This window comes from Variovorax sp. AC194 (assembly GCF_979257995.1).
On sequence record NZ_OZ409823.1, the window covers coordinates 6,441,310 to 6,455,999 of the forward strand.

Genomic DNA, 14,690 nt, shown 5'->3' on the forward strand with positions numbered 1-14,690 from the left:
GCCTAGCGCCGTGCCGCGACCACGCGGTACGCCAGCCACACGGCCAGCGCAGGGGCGAGCGCAAAGCTCGCGAACAGCCACGCCGCGGCTGACTGCGCACCCTCGACGCCGCCCGGCAGCGTGAGCCCCGCCGCATTGGCCACCAGCCCCGCCACCGCCGCGCCCACGGCCATGCCGTAGAGCTGGATCGTCGTGATCGAGGCGGAGGCCAGCCCTTCTTCGCCCTTGGGCGCCAGCGACAGCACGCGCGTCACCAGATGCGGCCAGCCGATGCCCACGCCCAGGCCGACGACGGCGAGTGCCGCAGCGATCAACACGGTCTCCACGCCCGCGCCCAGGTAAGCAGGGAACGGCAGCAGCAGCGCGAGCGCCACGAGCCCCAGCGTGCAGGCCACCGGGCCGGCGCGCAGCATGCGGTCGGCGCCCGCGCCGCTGCGCCCCGACGACAGCAGCGAGCCCGCGCTCCAGCCGCCGGCCATCGCGGCCGTCAGATACCCCGCCGCGAGCGGTGAATGGCCATGCAGCAACTGCAGGAAGTACGGCACGAAGATCTCGGTGGTGGTGCCGACCAGCAGCAGCGCGACGCTCGCATAGATGGCGCCCAGCGGCGCGCTCGATGCGTAGGCGCCGGTCGGCAGGAGCCGCACCGTGGCGCGGCGATCGACGCGCGTGGCGACGACGCCGATGGCCAGGCCCAGCACCACGCCCACCGCCTGCAAGGCGAGGTCGGACAGCAGCCCGCTCGCCGCGATCACCAGCACCGAGGCCGCGAGCAACGCGATCTGCAGCGCCGGAATGCGCGGCATGCGCGCCGGCCGCAGATGCCGCACGCCGGCGCCTGGCCGCAACTGCACCACCACCAGCAGCGCCTGCGCCGCGGCCACCGGCAGCAGGAACCAGAAGGCCCAACGCCAGTGCCCCGATTGCGCGAACAGCCCGCCCACCGCCGGCCCGCACAGCGTGGCGACGCCCCACATGCCCGACACCAACGCCACCGCGCGCGGCCAGAGGCGTGGCGCGAACACCAGCTGGATCAGCGCATAGCTCAACGCCGCGAGCATGCCGCCGCCCAGCCCCTGCACCGTGCGGCCGGCGAGCATCCAATGCATCGCCGGCGCGAGGGCGCAGCCCATCGAGCCGGCGGTGAACACGGCCAAGGCCGCCAGGCACGCGCCGCGCGGGCCGAGCATCGCGAGGAGGCGCACCGAGAGCGTCGCCCCGAGGATCGAGCCCACCACGAAGAGCGTGGTGCTCCATGCGTACCAATCGAGCCCGCCGATCTCGCGCACCACCGAAGGCAGCACGGTGGTCACGATGTGCACGTTGACCGCGTGCAACGCGACGCCGCCGGTGAGCGCCAGCGCGCGCCAGCCGTTGCGGCCGGTGAAGAGTTCGCCCCACCCGGCCGTGGCCGGTGGCGAGATCGGGGAAGGCGTGGAAGGATCGGCGGAGGAGGAAGAAACGGCGGCAGGCGGCATGGCGGACCCGAAAGACTGGAAAGGAGCCCGGATACTAGGCGCCGTCACTCAATTAAACAAGTTATTGCTTTGATAAATAAAATCCACCGCCCGAGGAGTCCGGCGCCCGGATGCGCGACACTTCGGGCCTGATGCAAGCCGCTTCTCCTTCTTCCTCCCACGCCCCACTGTCCGGCGCCATGCCGCAACCTTCCATCCGCCGCCCCAACCTGCGCTTTCTGTTCGGGCACCCCGCGCACGCCATCGCGCTGGGCTTCGGCTCGGGCCTGCCGCGTTTTGCGCCCGGCACCGTGGGCACGCTCTGGGCCTGGGTCGCCTTCGCGGTGATGCAGCTGTGGTTCACGCCGGCCACCATCGGCTGGATCATCCTGGCGTCGCTGCCCATCGGCTGGTGGGCCTGCACGGTGACGGCGCGCGACATGAACCTGGCCGACCCCGGCGCCATCGTGTGGGACGAGGTCGTCGCCTTCTGGATCGTGCTCTGGCTGGTCACGCCGGCCGGGCTCATCGCGCAGGCGATCGCCTTCGGCCTCTTCCGTTTCTTCGATGCCGCCAAGCCCGGCCCGGTGGCTTGGGCCGATGCGCTGTTCAAGCAGCGCAACGCCACCCAAGTGCGCTGGTGGCGCGCCGGCTTCGGCATCATCCTGGACGACCTCGTGGCGGCCTTCTGCACGCTGCTGGTCATTGCGCTCTGGCGCGCATGGTGAACCCCTGATGGATTCTTCTTCGACCCTGTTGCCGCTCTCCGAGCAGGACACGCCCGCGCTGGTCGCCGCGGTGGCTCAGCGGCTGCTGAAAAAAGGCTGGCTGCTCTCCACCGCCGAGAGCTGCACCGGCGGCCTGATCGCCGCGGCCTGCACCGAGCTGGCCGGCTCCAGCGCGTGGTTCGAGCGCGGCTTCATCACGTACTCCAACGCGGCCAAGACCGAGCTGCTGGGCGTCGATGCGGCATCGATCGATGCCCACGGCGCGGTCAGCGAGCCGGTGGCGCGCGCCATGGCCGTGGGCGCCATCGCGCGCTCGGCTCCGTCGCGCGCGGCCATCGCGGTGACCGGCATCGCCGGCCCCACGGGCGGCACGCCCGAGAAGCCGGTCGGCACGGTGTGGTTCGGCTGGTCGGTCGACGGGCAGCTGCGCACCGAGCGCCGCCGCTTCGACGGCGACCGCGCCACGGTGCGCGCGGCCACGGTGCACTACGCGCTGCAGACGCTGGTGGAACTGCTGGGCGACTGAGCCCGGCGCTGGCCTTCAGGCCATCATGAAATCACCGATGGCACGGCGCGGCGCGGCCTGCACCGGCGCCATCGGATAGCCGAGGCGACACATCATCTGCAGCGTCGGGCTGCGCGCATTGCGCGGGGGTTCGGCGCCCAGCAGCAGGTCGTGCGCCGCCGCGTGGTGCGGCGCCATCTCGGCGAATTCCTCCAGCGGCTGACTCATCGGATGCAGGCCCACGCCGAGCTCGGTAGCGCGCAGTTGTTGCCGCACATAGGCACGGCCCGCGGCGACCTGGTCGGTGCGGCTGTTGCCGCGCGTGCTGAGCCAGACGAAGCCCATGGCCGTGTGGGCCTGGTCCTCGAACACCTGGAGGGTCTCCTTGAACGACTCGCTGTCTTCCGGCGCGGGCACGTTGCGGTCGAACTGCCCGAGCGCGATCGCCAGGCGCAGCGCCGGGTCGTTGCGCGAGAAGCCGTCGCGGTGTTCCAGGATCTCCTGCGGCCCGACGCGCAGCATCCGCAGGTTTTCCAGCGCGGTGCCGGGCGTGACGATCTCCACGCGCGCGGCAGCCGCGCAGAGCTTGCGCAGCACCCGCACGCGGGGCATGTCGACCGTGCCGTCGGCCCGCACCACACCGCCCGCGGGCGCGATGGCGGTGAGCCCCTGCAGCATGTCGGCCGACACCGGCCGGCCCATGTCGAAACGCTGTTTCGGCGTGCGGCGCCGGAGCACCTGCGCGAAGAGCGGATCGGGCGCGCCGCCACCCGACAGCCGCAGCCGCGCCACCGGAATGTGCGGCCATTGCCGCGGCTCGCTCGGCAGTTCGCCCTGCGGCCACAGCTGCACGCTGGCCAGGATGCCCTGCTGCGCGAGCGCCATCACCAGGAGTTCGATGAAGGCGCCGTGGCCGATGAGGGCCTGCCGTCCGTAGGGGTCGGTCTCGGGCAGCAGCCGCTCGCGGTCGCAGTAGAGAACGATGGCATCGGGCTCGCGCAGGTCCACCAGCCACGGCTGGCAGTTGTACGCAGTGGGCGCGGTGACCGCATAGGCCACGGCGCGCCTGCGCGGATCGGGCTCGTTGCCGGGCCCGTTCCATATCTCGAGCGCGGCCGCCGGAATGTCGGAGTGAAGCCACCAGGTTGCCAGAGCAACCGCGCCTGCCGCCACCACAACACCGCCTCCCAGCAGCCGGACAAAGTTTCTTCTTTCATCCATTGCCGGCATTATCGAAAGGCGCCATTCAATTCACAATGCGTCAACTTTTGATCCCTTCGCTGCCGGTTTGGCTCGCGGTGCACCGCGAGACCGAACAGACCGGCGCATCCGCGCCGTCTATGATTTCCGCGCGCGCAACGTCCCGGTGTCGATCTGACTTCCCCAAAACTCCAAGAGGCCTCATGACAGCAGCCACCAATGCCCAGACCATCGAGCGCTTCTACAGCGCGTTCGCCCAGCTCGACGCCGCCACCATGGAGGCCTGCTATGCGCCCGATGCGGCGTTCGACGACGAGGCCTTTTCCCTGCGCGGGCGGCGCGAGGTGGGCGGCATGTGGCGCATGCTGGCCACCGCCACCAAGGCCAAGGGCGCGGACGTGTGGCGCATGAGCTTTCGCGACGTGCAGGCCGACGACACCACGGGCAGCGCCCACTGGGACGCGCACTACCGCTTCAGCGCCACGGGCAGGCTGGTGGACAACAGCATCGACGCGCGCTTCACCTTCACGCCCGAGGGGCTGATCGCCACGCACCGCGATACGTTTCCGTTCTGGACCTGGTCGCGCCAGGCGCTCGGCACGCCGGGCCTTCTGCTGGGCTGGACGCCGATGCTGCGCAAGAAGGTGCGCGCCACGGCGGCCGGCAATCTTTCCAAATTTCTATCGAGCCAACCCTCATGAGCAACGACATCGTCTTCACTTCCAACGAAGCGGCCCACCGCTACGAAGCCACCATCGGCGGCCAGCTCGCGGGCTACGCCGAATACAACCTGCTGACCGACGCGATCATGTTCACGCACACCGAGGTGCTGCCTGAATTCGAAGGCAAGGGCGTGGGTTCGGGCATCGCCAAGCATGTGCTCGGCGAGGCGCGCACGAAGGGGCTGCATGTGATTCCGGTGTGCCAGTTCATCGCGGGGTACATCCGCAAGCACCGCGAATACGCCGACCTCGTGCGGCCGGACATTCAGCGCGCCTTCAAGATCTGACGGTCATCACGGCCTTCGGCGCGGGCAGCCACGCGAAGGCCGCGATGCCCAGCACCAGCAAGGTGGCGATGGTGCCCAGCACGGCGGTGAGCGGATCGCCGCCATGCGCCGCGGCGATGGAAGCCGCGACGCCGGTGCCCCACTGCATCAGCGCGACGCCCAGGAACATCGCCATCGTGAAGACGGCCATCGCGCGCCCGGTGAGCGTCACGGGATACGCCACGCGCACGTCGGCGTACTGCCACACGATGAAGCCCGAGAGCACGCCGATCAGCACCATGCCGAAGATGTCGAGCCACGCCGAGTGCAGCACGGCGATGAGCGCGAAGAGCGCGGCGTAGACCAGCCCGCAGATCACGATCCAGCGGCGGCGCGCGGCGCCGTCGCGATCGAGCCGCCCGAAGAGCGGCGCACCGACGAGCGAGATCACCGACACCGCGAGCGCGACGTTGCCGCTCTGCACGAGCGAGTAGCCGTGGCGCTCCATCATCAGCGGCCCGAGCCACAGGCCCCGCAGCGAAATGAACGCGGCATACGTGACCGCGCCGAGCACCATGATGCCCAACGTGTGCGGCATCGCGAAGAGGGCACCGAACTGGCGGATCGCCTCGGGAATCGACTCTTTCACCTGCGGCACGGCCGAGGCGGGCTCGTGCACCCAGTGCCAGATCGCGAGCCATGCGAGCGCCGCGGCAACGGCCAGCACGAGGAACCCCGCGCGCCACGAATACGCCTGGACCAGCCACGCGAGCGGCGTGCCGGTGGCCAGCATGCCGATGCCGCCGATGGCCAGCACCATGCCCGAGACAGTGGCGAAGCGCGCCGCCGGAAAGTGCCTGGCGATGAACACGGTGCACACCAGAAAGGCCGGCGCGCAGCCCACGCCGATCAGCGCCTGCCCCGCGACCAGCACCAGGTAGTTGGACGCCACCGCCGAGAGCAGCGCGCCGGCGATGGCGATCGGAAAGGCCACGAGCACCGTGCGGCGCACGCCGTGCAGGTCGATGCCGATGCCCATGAAGAGCTGCATCGCGCCGAACGCGAAATGAAAAGCCCCCGAGAAGATCCCGAGGGCCTGGGCGGAGAGCTTGAAATCCGTCTGCAGCGGGCTCGCCATGATGGCGCCGACTGTGCGGAAAGCCTGGCTGAGTGCGACGCCTGCGCACAGGGCGAGGACCATGACCCAGGCGGCGCGGGGTGTCAGGGGCTCTGCTGCGGGGGTCATTGGGGGCGCTCTTGTTCAGGGCGCGTGCACAGGCCACCGGGTACTCCCCTCCGCGAATGTCCCCCGGCTTCGCCTCCTCCTTGATTTCGCTGCGGGGAGCACCCGATGCCCTGCGCACACAGGGCGCTGTCGTTGTGCTGGCCGATCAACGACCGCACTGCATGACGAGCACGCCGATGGGGTGCCTTGCGCAGCGAAATAAAGGAGGAGGCCGAAGGCCGGGGGACATTCGCGGAGCAAGGCACCCCGTCGGCGGGATCGCGCCCTGAACGGAGCCCCCAGTCACTCACCGTGGCACTTCTTGTACTTCTTGCCGCTGCCGCAGGGGCAAGGATCGTTGCGACCGGGCGTCGCTTCCTTGCGGATCGTCTCGACCTTCGGCCCCAGGCTCTTCCAGAGCTGGCGCAGGTCGTACACCGCCCAGATGGCGGCGCCGAAGTCGTCCAGCCGCTGCTGGCTCACGCTGGGCGGCGCGTCGTCGCTGTACATCGAGAGCGTGGGCTTGGCGGTGTCGTCTTCGGTCAGCGCGACGATGTTGTCGAGCGCGTCGTCCAGCATCTGCGCAGCGTCCTTGTCGCGCGGGGTGGCCCAGTCCTCGGGCCAGTTCTCGACCGCGTACATGAAGCCGAGCGCCCAGACCTGGGCGAACGAGGGAATCTCCTCGCCGGCCACTTCGGCGCGCTCTTCCTCGGGCAGCGAGGCGATGGCGCCGCGGGTGTCGAGCACCTCGGGCTGCCAGCTGCGTTCGTCGTCCAGCGTCTCGACGGGGGCGTCCAGGCCCTCCTCGATCTCGCGCCAGCGGCGCTTCCAGTTCCAGACGAACTCCATGTGCTGGGCGGCAACGAAGCTGTCGCCCAGCAGCACGGGCCAGTATTCGGTGGGCGCGATGGGCCGGCGGGTGCAGATCAGCGCGGCCATGAAGCCCTCGCAGAACTCCCACTGGGGGATTTCCTCGTCGTGCTCGCGCATGGCGTCCAGCGCGGTGTCCAAGGCGTCGAAATCGTCGGGGCCCAAGGGTTCCTGGGCGGGGGCGGGGGGAGAAGAGGTGTCGGGAGAAGTCGTCATGGCAGGTTCGGGGCAGCCCTCTATGATGCAGCAGGCTCCCGGAGTCATCTATTTCTATGCCCACGATTATTCCGTTTCCGGCGCGCTACAGCGCCTTTGCCTTGTGCGTGGTCGGCCTGGTCGCCTGCCTGGCCTTCGGGCTGGTGTCGCCGCACCTCTGGCTCGCCTGGACCGGCGTCGTGGTCTTCGCGGTACTCACAGGTACCGGCATCCACGACCTGCGGCAGCCGCGCCACGCGATCCTGCGCAACTACCCGGTCATCGGCCACCTGCGCTTTCTGCTCGAATTCATCCGCCCCGAGATGCGGCAGTACTTCATCGAGAGCGACTCCGAAGCGGCGCCCTTCTCGCGCGCGCAGCGCTCGCTGGTCTACCAGCGCGCCAAGGGCGAGCCGGACAACCGCCCCTTCGGCACGCAGCTGAACGTGACCATCGCGGGCTACGAGTGGATCAACCACTCGATGCAGCCGACCAAGCTTGCGAACCACGACTTCCGCATCGTGATCGGCGGCACGCCGCAGCCGGTCGGCGCGAACCCCGCACAGGTCTGCACGCAGCCGTACAACGCCAGCGTGTTCAATATCTCGGCAATGAGCTTCGGCGCGCTGTCGGCCAACGCGATCCTCGCGCTCAACCAGGGCGCCAAGATGGGCGGCTTCGCGCACGACACCGGCGAGGGCTCGATCTCGCAGCACCACCGGGTGCACGGCGGCGACCTGATCTGGGAAATCGGCTCGGGCTACTTCGGCTGCCGCAACGACGACGGCACCTTCAACGCCGAGCGCTTCACCGCCAACGCGCGCGACCCGCAGGTGAAGATGATCGAGATCAAGCTGAGCCAGGGCGCCAAGCCCGGCCACGGCGGCGTACTGCCCGCCCCCAAGGTCACGCCCGAAATCGCCGCCGCGCGCGGCGTGCCGGTGGGCGTGGACTGCATCTCGCCCTCCTCGCACAGCGCGTTCTCCACGCCAACCGAGATGATGCATTTCGTCGCGAAGCTGCGCGAGCTCTCGGGCGGCAAGCCGACGGGCTTCAAGTTTTGCCTCGGCCATCCGTGGGAATGGTTCGGCATCGTCAAGGCGATGCAGGCCACGGGCATCACGCCCGACTTCATCGTGGTGGACGGCGCCGAGGGCGGCACGGGCGCGGCGCCGGTGGAGTTCAGCGACCACGTGGGCGCGCCCTTGCAAGAGGGCCTCTTGCTCGTGCACAACACGCTCATCGGCGTGAACCTGCGCCACCGCATCAAGATCGGCTGCGCGGCCAAGGTGATCACCGCCTTCGACGTGGCCCGCATGATGGCGCTGGGCGCCGACTGGTGCAACGCGGCGCGCGGCTTCATGATGGCGCTGGGCTGCATTCAGGCGCAGAGCTGCCACACCGGCCATTGCCCCACGGGCGTGACCACGCAGGACCCGCTGCGCCAGCAGGCGCTGGTGGTGCCGACCAAGGCCGACCGGGTGCGCAACTTCCACCGCAGCACGCTGCATGCGCTGCAGGAGCTGGTGCAGGCCGCGGGGCTGGACCATCCGCAGCAGATCACCGCTCACCACATCGTGCGCCGCATCTCCGACACCGAGGTGCGCCTCCTGAGCAACCTGGTGATGCAGGTGCAGCCGGGTGCGCTGCTCGGGCCGCTGGACGCGCAGCACAATGTCTTCCGTACCTACTGGCCGCTGGCCAGTGCCGAGAGTTTCCAGCCTGTGACGCAGGGGCCTTATGGCCTCGTTCCGGGCTTTGCAATGGCCGCATGAATCCACTGAGACGAGGCGCTTCGACGCGCCTGCACAGCGCGAAAGGCGCGGCTTCGGCGCCGGCGCCGCTCGACGCGCTGCACACGCCCCCATCGCCCGGCGACTACGCCGAGTTCCTTCGCCTCACGCTTCCGAAGCAGGAGAAGAACGTGGCCAGCCACCGCCTGGGCAGCGAGCGCGTGTGGCTCAAGAAGGCCGGACCGCGCCACGGCAAGTGGGGCTACCGCGTGATGGCGGCGGTCGCGCGCATGGCGCGGCTGGACATCATCAAGCCGGTGCCCAACCCCGGCGGCGAAGCCGCCATCGCCACTGAAGCGCGGCGCCTGAAGCAGCTCGCGGCCGCGGGCCTGCGCGTGCCGACGGTGCTGGCGCAGCAGCCCGATGGCCTCCTGATTTCCGACCTCGGCGAAAGCGGCCGTGCCACCGTCGTGCTGCAAGAGCGCCTGGACCAGGCCGCTGCGGCAGGCCCCGCCGCGCTGCTCGCCGTGTGGCGCGAAGGTCTCGCCGCCATCGCGGCCGTGCACGTGCGCGGCCAGCACCTGAGCCAGGCCTTCGACCGCAACCTCGTGCAGTGCCCCGACGGCGTGATCGGCTACATCGATTTCGAGGACGACCCCGCCGAGGTCATGACGCTGGCCGAATGCCAGGCGCGCGACTGGCTCAGCTACCTGCACTCCACGGCCATGATGCTCGAGGCCGCCGCGCCGCAGGCCGCCGGCCAGCACTGGCACGCGGCGCTCGCCACGGTGAACGAAGAGGTGCGCGAGCGCATCGCGAATGCGGCGCGGCGCATGAAGTGGGCGCGCAAGCTGCCCGCCAGCCGCCGCTGGGGCCGCGACACGCAGCGCGTGCGCGCGGTGGCGCGGCTGCTCGGGCGCTGGCACGACGCGAGCGCCTGACCCTTCTTTCTCTTCTTCAGTTCAGGGCTTGACCGTCCAGCGCAGTGCGCCCAGCAGGTTGCTGTGGTCGTCGGTCCACGTCTTGACGCCCGCGTCATCGATGGCCTCGCCGCGCTCGCGCACGGCGGCATCCTGCAGGAAGCGCGCGTCGTTCGTCAGCAGCACGTACTCCGAGGAGTGTTCCAGCGTGGCATTGCCGGGCGCGGGCTCGAAGTGCACGCGCAGCGCCTGCATGCCCGCGTCCTCGGCCAGGCGCTTGACCACCGGCGCGAGCAGCAGGTGCCGGTTGCTGATGTGAAAGGCGATCACGCCCGTGGGCAGCAGGTGCTGGCGGTACAGCGCCAGCGCCTCGCGCGTCATCAGGTGCATCGGGATCGCATCGCCCGAGAAGGCATCGACCACGATCGCGTCGAAGCGCTGCGAGCCGTGCGCATCGAGCTCCTGCTGCATCAGGAGGCGCGCATCGCCCTGCGCCACCTCGACGGTCGCCGGCGAATCGGCGAGATAAGTGAAATGCGAGCGCGCGGCCTCTGTCACGCGCGGGTTGATTTCGTAGAAGCGGTAGGTGTCGCCGCTGCGCCCGAAGGCCGCGAGCGTGCCCACGCCCAGGCCGATCACGCCCACGCGCTGCGTCTGGCTGCGGTTCGTGAGCAGCGCCAATCCGGCGCCCGACTTCGGCCCGTAGTAGGTGCTCGGCAGGCGCCGCTGCACCGCGCCCTGCAGCTGTTCGCCGTGCGAGATCACGCCGTGCATCAGCCGGCGCGACGCGGTGAGGCCACCCGGAATGCCGAACTGCTCCACGCGCAGCGCGCCGTAGAAGTTGCGCACGCGCAGCACTGTGCGGTTGTCGGCCTCGAGCACGCTCGCGATCGAGAGCCAGGCCACCGCCCCCGCGGCCAGCGCACCCGCCAGGCCCGCGCCCGCGGCCCATGAACGCGCGCGCCATGCGCCGTAGCCCGCCGCGAAGCAGGTGAGCGCCGCGACCGATGCGTGAAAGACGTTGTTGGACACCGAGACCGCGTCCATCCGCAGGAACGCCGCGAACCCCACCACGACGGCGAGCGCGAAGGCGAACCACACCCACTGCTGGCGCCCGCGCACGAGCCACAGCATGATCAGCCCCGGCGCGGCCAGGCTCGCGGGCAGCTCCCAGTAGCCGTTGAAGAAATGCGGCGCGACCACGCCCGCGAAGATGCCGCCCACCGCGCCGCCCAATGCCAGCAGCAGGTAGAAGCGCGTGAGCCGCGCGGGTCCGGGCCGCGCGCGTGCGAGCTCGCCGTTGGCGAACATGCAGATCGCGAAGAGCCCCGCGCAGTACAGGCCGATGGCCGCGGCGATCGGGAGCGACCGCTGCGGCGTGTTCAGGTACCAGCCCATCACCGGCGTGAGCACCACCACCGCGGGCCAGAAGAGCCGGCGCCGGTACCAGAAGTCGCTGTCGAAACACAGCACGAAGCTCAAGAGGTACAGCGCGAGCGGCACGATCCACAGCATCGGCACCGAGGCGATGTCCTGCGTGATGAAGGCCGACACCGCCAGCAGCGCGACCGTGCCGAGCGCGGCCAGCACCAGCCACAGCAGTTGCTCGGACCACGACAGGGGCGCTGGCGACGCAGCGCTTGCGACCGCTTCCGCAGCAGTCTGCGTGGGTCGCGCCTTGCCGACGGCCACCACCGACACGATCGCCAGTACCGCGAACAGCCCGAAGCCCACCGACCACGCCACGGCCTGCGCGCGCAGCGCGAACACCGGCTCCAGCACGAAGGGATACACGACAAGCGCCGCCAACGCCGCGAGGTTCGACAGCGCGAACAGCCGGTAGACCTTCGCCTGCCGCGGCGCATCGCCCGCATGCAGCCGCGCGACCCAGCTCTGCACCAGCGGCCCGGTGGTGCACACCGCCAGGTAGGGCAGCCCGATGGTGGCTGCCAGCACCGCGAGCACACCGGCCGAGGGGTCGCCCTGCCCCGTCGGCTTCCACGCCGCATCGGGAATCACCGGCAGCATCGCGCAGGCCGCGAGCAAGAGGAGCGCATGCACGACGGCCTGCATGCGCAGCGGGCGGCGCGAGAGCCAGTCGGCGTAGAAATAGCCCAGGAGCAGCACCACCTGGAAGAACACCAGGCACAGCGTCCACACCGCGGCCGAGCCGCCGAACCACGGCAGGATCTGCCGCGCGATCAGCGGCTGGACCAGGAACAGCAGGAAAGCCGAGACGAAGATGGTCGAGGCGCAGAGCGCCAGCGCGCCGGCGCCGCGCGGCGCTTCCGATGCGCCCACATCGTGCGCAACATGCGCAACAGGCATTGCGTCCGCGGCCTCGCGCATCAGGGCGCTGTGCCCGGGTTCGGCACCTTGTCCAGCTGCCCCTTGACCGAGGCGTCCCAGATGGCCGGGCAGAAGGAGTTGCCGTCGCCCACCTTGTCGGCCAGCGCATCGACGCCGCGCGCCAAAAGCTGCGAGGCCCACTCGGTGCTGTTGTTGCGCACGAAAGCAAAGATGTTGGTCATGGCGTCCTGCGGCTTCTCCAGCACGTTGATGCCCGTATTGTTGCTCCACGCCGGGTCCCACTGCAGGTCGATGCTGCGGTCGCTCTTGGGTCCGAACGAATAGAACGGGTGCCAGTACATCGGCGACTCCATGCCCACCACGCCGTCGGCGGCGAGCGGAATCTTGCCGTTGGCGATGTAGTAGGCATCGAGCTGGTTGAGACGGAAATCGGTGCCCGGCGCGGTGGCGCCATCGACCGACATGAGCTTGAACCACGCCTCGCCCACGAACTGGTAGCCCTTGAGCGCGGTGAGGATGATCTTGTTGGCCACCGGAATCCCCAGGCGATAGCCGTAGTGCACGCGCAAGTGCAGCACGCTCGACTCGCCCAGCGTCTTGTTCGACACATTGCCGCGCAGTTCCGCGTCGGGCGGCAGCGGATCGCCGATGCCGACCGTGGTGCTCATGGCCTTGGCCTTGAAGTCGTAGGGCAGGGGCTTGCGGTAACGCATGGTGTCGTTGGGGATCTGCATGATCCAGCGGTTCTCGCCGAAGTTCTCGATGAACGCCCAGTCGATGAAGGTGGTCTGCGTGGGGTTCAGGTACTCGATGCAGGCCGACTCGATCAGGTCGGTGTTGGTGTCGATCCAGCCCTTGAACATGCCGCCCACGCTGGCGTCGCGCACGTTGAGCGGCATCATCCCCTTGACCAGCCCCTGCCACACGCTGCCGCGCGTGAGCGCATTGGTGGTGAGCTCCAGCGCCGCGCTGTTGAGCGTGGACAGGCCCGGCGTGGTCGAGTTGCCGATGCGAAAGATGAAGGGCAACGGCATGCCGTTGTTCAGCGACCCCGCGCGCGCCGCTTCGTGCGCGGCGTACTCCAGCGTGAGGCGCGCGCGGTAGATGAGCCCGAACTGCACCACGCACATCACGAACAGGATCAGCACCGGCAGCGCGATCATGGTCTCGGTCATGGAGACGCCGCGCTGGCCGCGCTGGCCGCGGTGGCTGCGACGGGGCCATGCGAGGCGGCGCTTCTGGTTTTGCTCAAGAGTGGAATGCATTGCTGTTCTCCTCTGTGTGTGGTTACCAGCCCGACAACTTCAACCCCGGACGCAGCGCGAGCCGCCTCGCTTGGCCCGCGGCCAGTTCGAGCACGTTGGCCGCGCCCAGGCACATGGCCATGCGCATCGGGCGCAGGCTCTCGACCACGCGCGCGATGCCGCCGTGCCGATCGAGAAAGACGACATCGATCGGGTAGCGCATGCCCACCGTGTGCACCGAGCTGCAGCGCATGATCAGGAGGCCCTCGCTCGCGGCCAGGCGCGGCCGGCCGAGCAGCCCGCGCGTGCGGTCCCAGCCGCGTTCGGCCACGCGCACGGGACCGAAGGGCTGGGCCTGGGGAGAGCGGAGGGAGACGATGCGCATCGGCGATTCAATGTGTCGAGTGGGTGGGGATCAGTGGTTCTGGGTTTCGAGGAACTGCATCACCAGCGGGAAGAAAATGATGATGAAGGTCACCGGGAAGATGAAGATCACCAGCGGCCCGATCATCTTCACGGGCGCCTCCATCGCGAGCTTCTCGGCCATCTGGAAGCGCTCGGTGCGGCGCTGGTCCGAAATGGCCGAGAGCGTGTCGGCCAGGCTCGCGCCCAGCGACTCGGCCTGCGTGAGGTTCGACACCAGGCTCTTGATGTGCTTGTTGTCCAGCCGGTCGGCCAGCGCATTGAGCGCGTCCATGCGGCTCGCGCCGGTGCGCATCTCGCGCATCATCCGGTCGAATTCCTGGCCGAGCGCGCCGCCGGGGCCCTTCTGCACCGCCTGCGCGATCGCGCCCGTCAGGCTCAGGCCCGCCTGGCAGCACAGCGTGATCATGTCCAGGTAGCCGGGCAGCGTGCGCAGGATGTCCTTCTCGCGGCGCTTGCGGCGGTCGCGCATCCACATCACCGGGTAGAGCCACCCCGTCACGCACGATGCCAGCGTGACCCAGATCTTGGTGCCCGCCATCGCATCGAGCAGGCCCGCGGTCCAGAGGCCGAGCGCGGCCACCACGAGCATCGAGACGCACTGCACCGCGATGAACTCCTCGGCCTTGAGCACGAACTCCAGGCCCGCGAGCTGCAGCTGGCGCTTTCGCTTGACCAGCATCGAGGTGGGCGCGATCTCCGAGACATGGAACTGCAGGATGTTCACCACCGGCCACACCAGCCGCAGCATGCGCGGCAGCGGGTCCATGTGGGTGCGCTCCGAAGGCCGGGCCTTGCGGATCAGCGAGATCATGTAGAGCAGCAGGATCACGCCCGTGGTCGCGCACAGGAAGATGATGGCCAGGAGGATCAGCGAGCGCATGGCAATCCC

Annotated in this window: 14 protein-coding genes; 6 read left to right on the forward strand and 8 right to left on the reverse strand. The window is 69.4% G+C overall.

The window, feature by feature from the left end; translation table 11 throughout:
• Positions 1-2: 2 nt before the first annotated feature.
• Positions 3-1,478, reverse strand: a complete 1,476-nt coding sequence (locus ACZYRS_RS30390; RefSeq protein ID WP_463422183.1) for an MFS transporter — start codon at positions 1,476-1,478, stop codon at positions 3-5.
• A gap of 179 nt (positions 1,479-1,657) precedes the next feature.
• On the opposite strand from ACZYRS_RS30390, the gene ACZYRS_RS30395 reads away from it, so the two are divergent.
• Positions 1,658-2,185, forward strand: coding sequence for a phosphatidylglycerophosphatase A family protein (locus ACZYRS_RS30395; RefSeq protein ID WP_463422184.1), 528 nt, complete (start codon positions 1,658-1,660; stop codon positions 2,183-2,185).
• A 7-nt stretch (positions 2,186-2,192) separates the two neighbouring features.
• The gene (locus tag ACZYRS_RS30400; RefSeq protein ID WP_198788307.1) at positions 2,193-2,711 is read left to right on the forward strand and encodes a CinA family protein; all 519 of its coding nucleotides are present in this window, start codon (positions 2,193-2,195) and stop codon (positions 2,709-2,711) included.
• Between the two features lie 15 nt (positions 2,712-2,726).
• Here ACZYRS_RS30400 and ACZYRS_RS30405 read toward each other — a convergent pair whose 3' ends face one another.
• Positions 2,727-3,911 carry an Acg family FMN-binding oxidoreductase gene (locus ACZYRS_RS30405; protein ID WP_463422185.1) on the reverse strand — a complete coding sequence of 395 codons (1,185 nt, stop codon included), beginning with the start codon at positions 3,909-3,911 and terminating at the stop codon, positions 2,727-2,729.
• A 182-nt stretch (positions 3,912-4,093) separates the two neighbouring features.
• Between ACZYRS_RS30405 and ACZYRS_RS30410 the strand changes: the two genes are divergently transcribed.
• Both ACZYRS_RS30410 and ACZYRS_RS30415 read left to right on the forward strand, forming a co-directional pair.
• On the forward strand, positions 4,094-4,591 hold the full coding sequence (locus tag ACZYRS_RS30410; RefSeq protein ID WP_463422186.1) for a nuclear transport factor 2 family protein: 498 nt from the start codon (positions 4,094-4,096) through the stop codon (positions 4,589-4,591).
• Complete coding sequence (locus tag ACZYRS_RS30415) at positions 4,588-4,899, forward strand: GNAT family N-acetyltransferase (RefSeq protein WP_463422187.1); 312 nt, start codon at positions 4,588-4,590, stop codon at positions 4,897-4,899. Before ACZYRS_RS30410 ends, ACZYRS_RS30415 begins: the two co-directional genes overlap by 4 nt.
• On the opposite strand, the gene ACZYRS_RS30420 is transcribed toward ACZYRS_RS30415, so the two are convergent.
• Positions 4,889-6,079, reverse strand: coding sequence for an MFS transporter (locus ACZYRS_RS30420; protein ID WP_463422561.1), 1,191 nt, complete (start codon positions 6,077-6,079; stop codon positions 4,889-4,891). The genes ACZYRS_RS30415 and ACZYRS_RS30420 overlap by 11 nt on opposite strands.
• 327 nt (positions 6,080-6,406) lie before the next feature.
• Positions 6,407-7,189 (reverse strand): UPF0149 family protein, encoded by a 783-nt coding sequence (locus tag ACZYRS_RS30425; RefSeq protein WP_198788312.1) that lies wholly within the window; start codon positions 7,187-7,189, stop codon positions 6,407-6,409.
• Positions 7,190-7,245: 56 nt separating this feature from the next.
• Here ACZYRS_RS30425 and ACZYRS_RS30430 point away from each other — a divergent pair, with 56 nt between their 5' ends.
• Positions 7,246-8,943: an FMN-binding glutamate synthase family protein gene (locus ACZYRS_RS30430; protein ID WP_198788313.1), complete on the forward strand. Its 1,698-nt coding sequence runs from the start codon at positions 7,246-7,248 to the stop codon at positions 8,941-8,943.
• Positions 8,940-9,842, forward strand: coding sequence for a BUD32 family EKC/KEOPS complex subunit (locus tag ACZYRS_RS30435; RefSeq protein ID WP_463422188.1), 903 nt, complete (start codon positions 8,940-8,942; stop codon positions 9,840-9,842). Before ACZYRS_RS30430 ends, ACZYRS_RS30435 begins: the two co-directional genes overlap by 4 nt.
• 21 nt (positions 9,843-9,863) lie before the next feature.
• Here ACZYRS_RS30435 and ACZYRS_RS30440 read toward each other — a convergent pair whose 3' ends face one another.
• Genes ACZYRS_RS30440 through ACZYRS_RS30455 form a run of 4 tightly spaced genes read right to left on the reverse strand, consistent with a single transcriptional unit; the run spans position 9,864 to position 14,681 of the window.
• Positions 9,864-12,149, reverse strand: a complete 2,286-nt coding sequence (locus tag ACZYRS_RS30440; RefSeq protein WP_463422189.1) for a spermidine synthase — start codon at positions 12,147-12,149, stop codon at positions 9,864-9,866.
• A 20-nt stretch (positions 12,150-12,169) separates the two neighbouring features.
• The gene (locus tag ACZYRS_RS30445) at positions 12,170-13,396 is read right to left on the reverse strand and encodes a TadE/TadG family type IV pilus assembly protein (RefSeq protein WP_463422190.1); all 1,227 of its coding nucleotides are present in this window, start codon (positions 13,394-13,396) and stop codon (positions 12,170-12,172) included.
• 22 nt (positions 13,397-13,418) lie between these two features.
• A complete protein-coding gene (locus ACZYRS_RS30450; RefSeq protein ID WP_042577057.1) occupies positions 13,419-13,760 on the reverse strand; it encodes a DUF192 domain-containing protein in 342 nt (113 codons plus the stop codon).
• A gap of 30 nt (positions 13,761-13,790) precedes the next feature.
• Entirely contained in the window at positions 13,791-14,681 is an 891-nt protein-coding gene (locus tag ACZYRS_RS30455) for a type II secretion system F family protein (RefSeq protein WP_198788318.1), read from the reverse strand.
• Between the last annotated feature and the right edge of the window lie 9 nt (positions 14,682-14,690).

Coding starts and splice junctions, on each gene's coding strand:
- ACZYRS_RS30435 (WP_463422188.1), top strand. CDS start 8,940: ATGAATCCACTGAGACGAGGCGCTTCGACGCGCCTGCACAGCGCGAAA.
- ACZYRS_RS30455 (WP_198788318.1), bottom strand. CDS start 14,681: ATGCGCTCGCTGATCCTCCTGGCCATCATCTTCCTGTGCGCGACCACG.
- ACZYRS_RS30400 (WP_198788307.1), top strand. CDS start 2,193: ATGGATTCTTCTTCGACCCTGTTGCCGCTCTCCGAGCAGGACACGCCC.
- ACZYRS_RS30390 (WP_463422183.1), bottom strand. CDS start 1,478: ATGCCGCCTGCCGCCGTTTCTTCCTCCTCCGCCGATCCTTCCACGCCT.
- ACZYRS_RS30450 (WP_042577057.1), bottom strand. CDS start 13,760: ATGCGCATCGTCTCCCTCCGCTCTCCCCAGGCCCAGCCCTTCGGTCCC.
- ACZYRS_RS30440 (WP_463422189.1), bottom strand. CDS start 12,149: ATGCCTGTTGCGCATGTTGCGCACGATGTGGGCGCATCGGAAGCGCCG.
- ACZYRS_RS30445 (WP_463422190.1), bottom strand. CDS start 13,396: ATGCATTCCACTCTTGAGCAAAACCAGAAGCGCCGCCTCGCATGGCCC.
- ACZYRS_RS30430 (WP_198788313.1), top strand. CDS start 7,246: ATGCCCACGATTATTCCGTTTCCGGCGCGCTACAGCGCCTTTGCCTTG.
- ACZYRS_RS30395 (WP_463422184.1), top strand. CDS start 1,658: ATGCCGCAACCTTCCATCCGCCGCCCCAACCTGCGCTTTCTGTTCGGG.
- ACZYRS_RS30425 (WP_198788312.1), bottom strand. CDS start 7,189: ATGACGACTTCTCCCGACACCTCTTCTCCCCCCGCCCCCGCCCAGGAA.
- ACZYRS_RS30405 (WP_463422185.1), bottom strand. CDS start 3,911: ATGGATGAAAGAAGAAACTTTGTCCGGCTGCTGGGAGGCGGTGTTGTG.
- ACZYRS_RS30410 (WP_463422186.1), top strand. CDS start 4,094: ATGACAGCAGCCACCAATGCCCAGACCATCGAGCGCTTCTACAGCGCG.
- ACZYRS_RS30420 (WP_463422561.1), bottom strand. CDS start 6,079: ATGGTCCTCGCCCTGTGCGCAGGCGTCGCACTCAGCCAGGCTTTCCGC.
- ACZYRS_RS30415 (WP_463422187.1), top strand. CDS start 4,588: ATGAGCAACGACATCGTCTTCACTTCCAACGAAGCGGCCCACCGCTAC.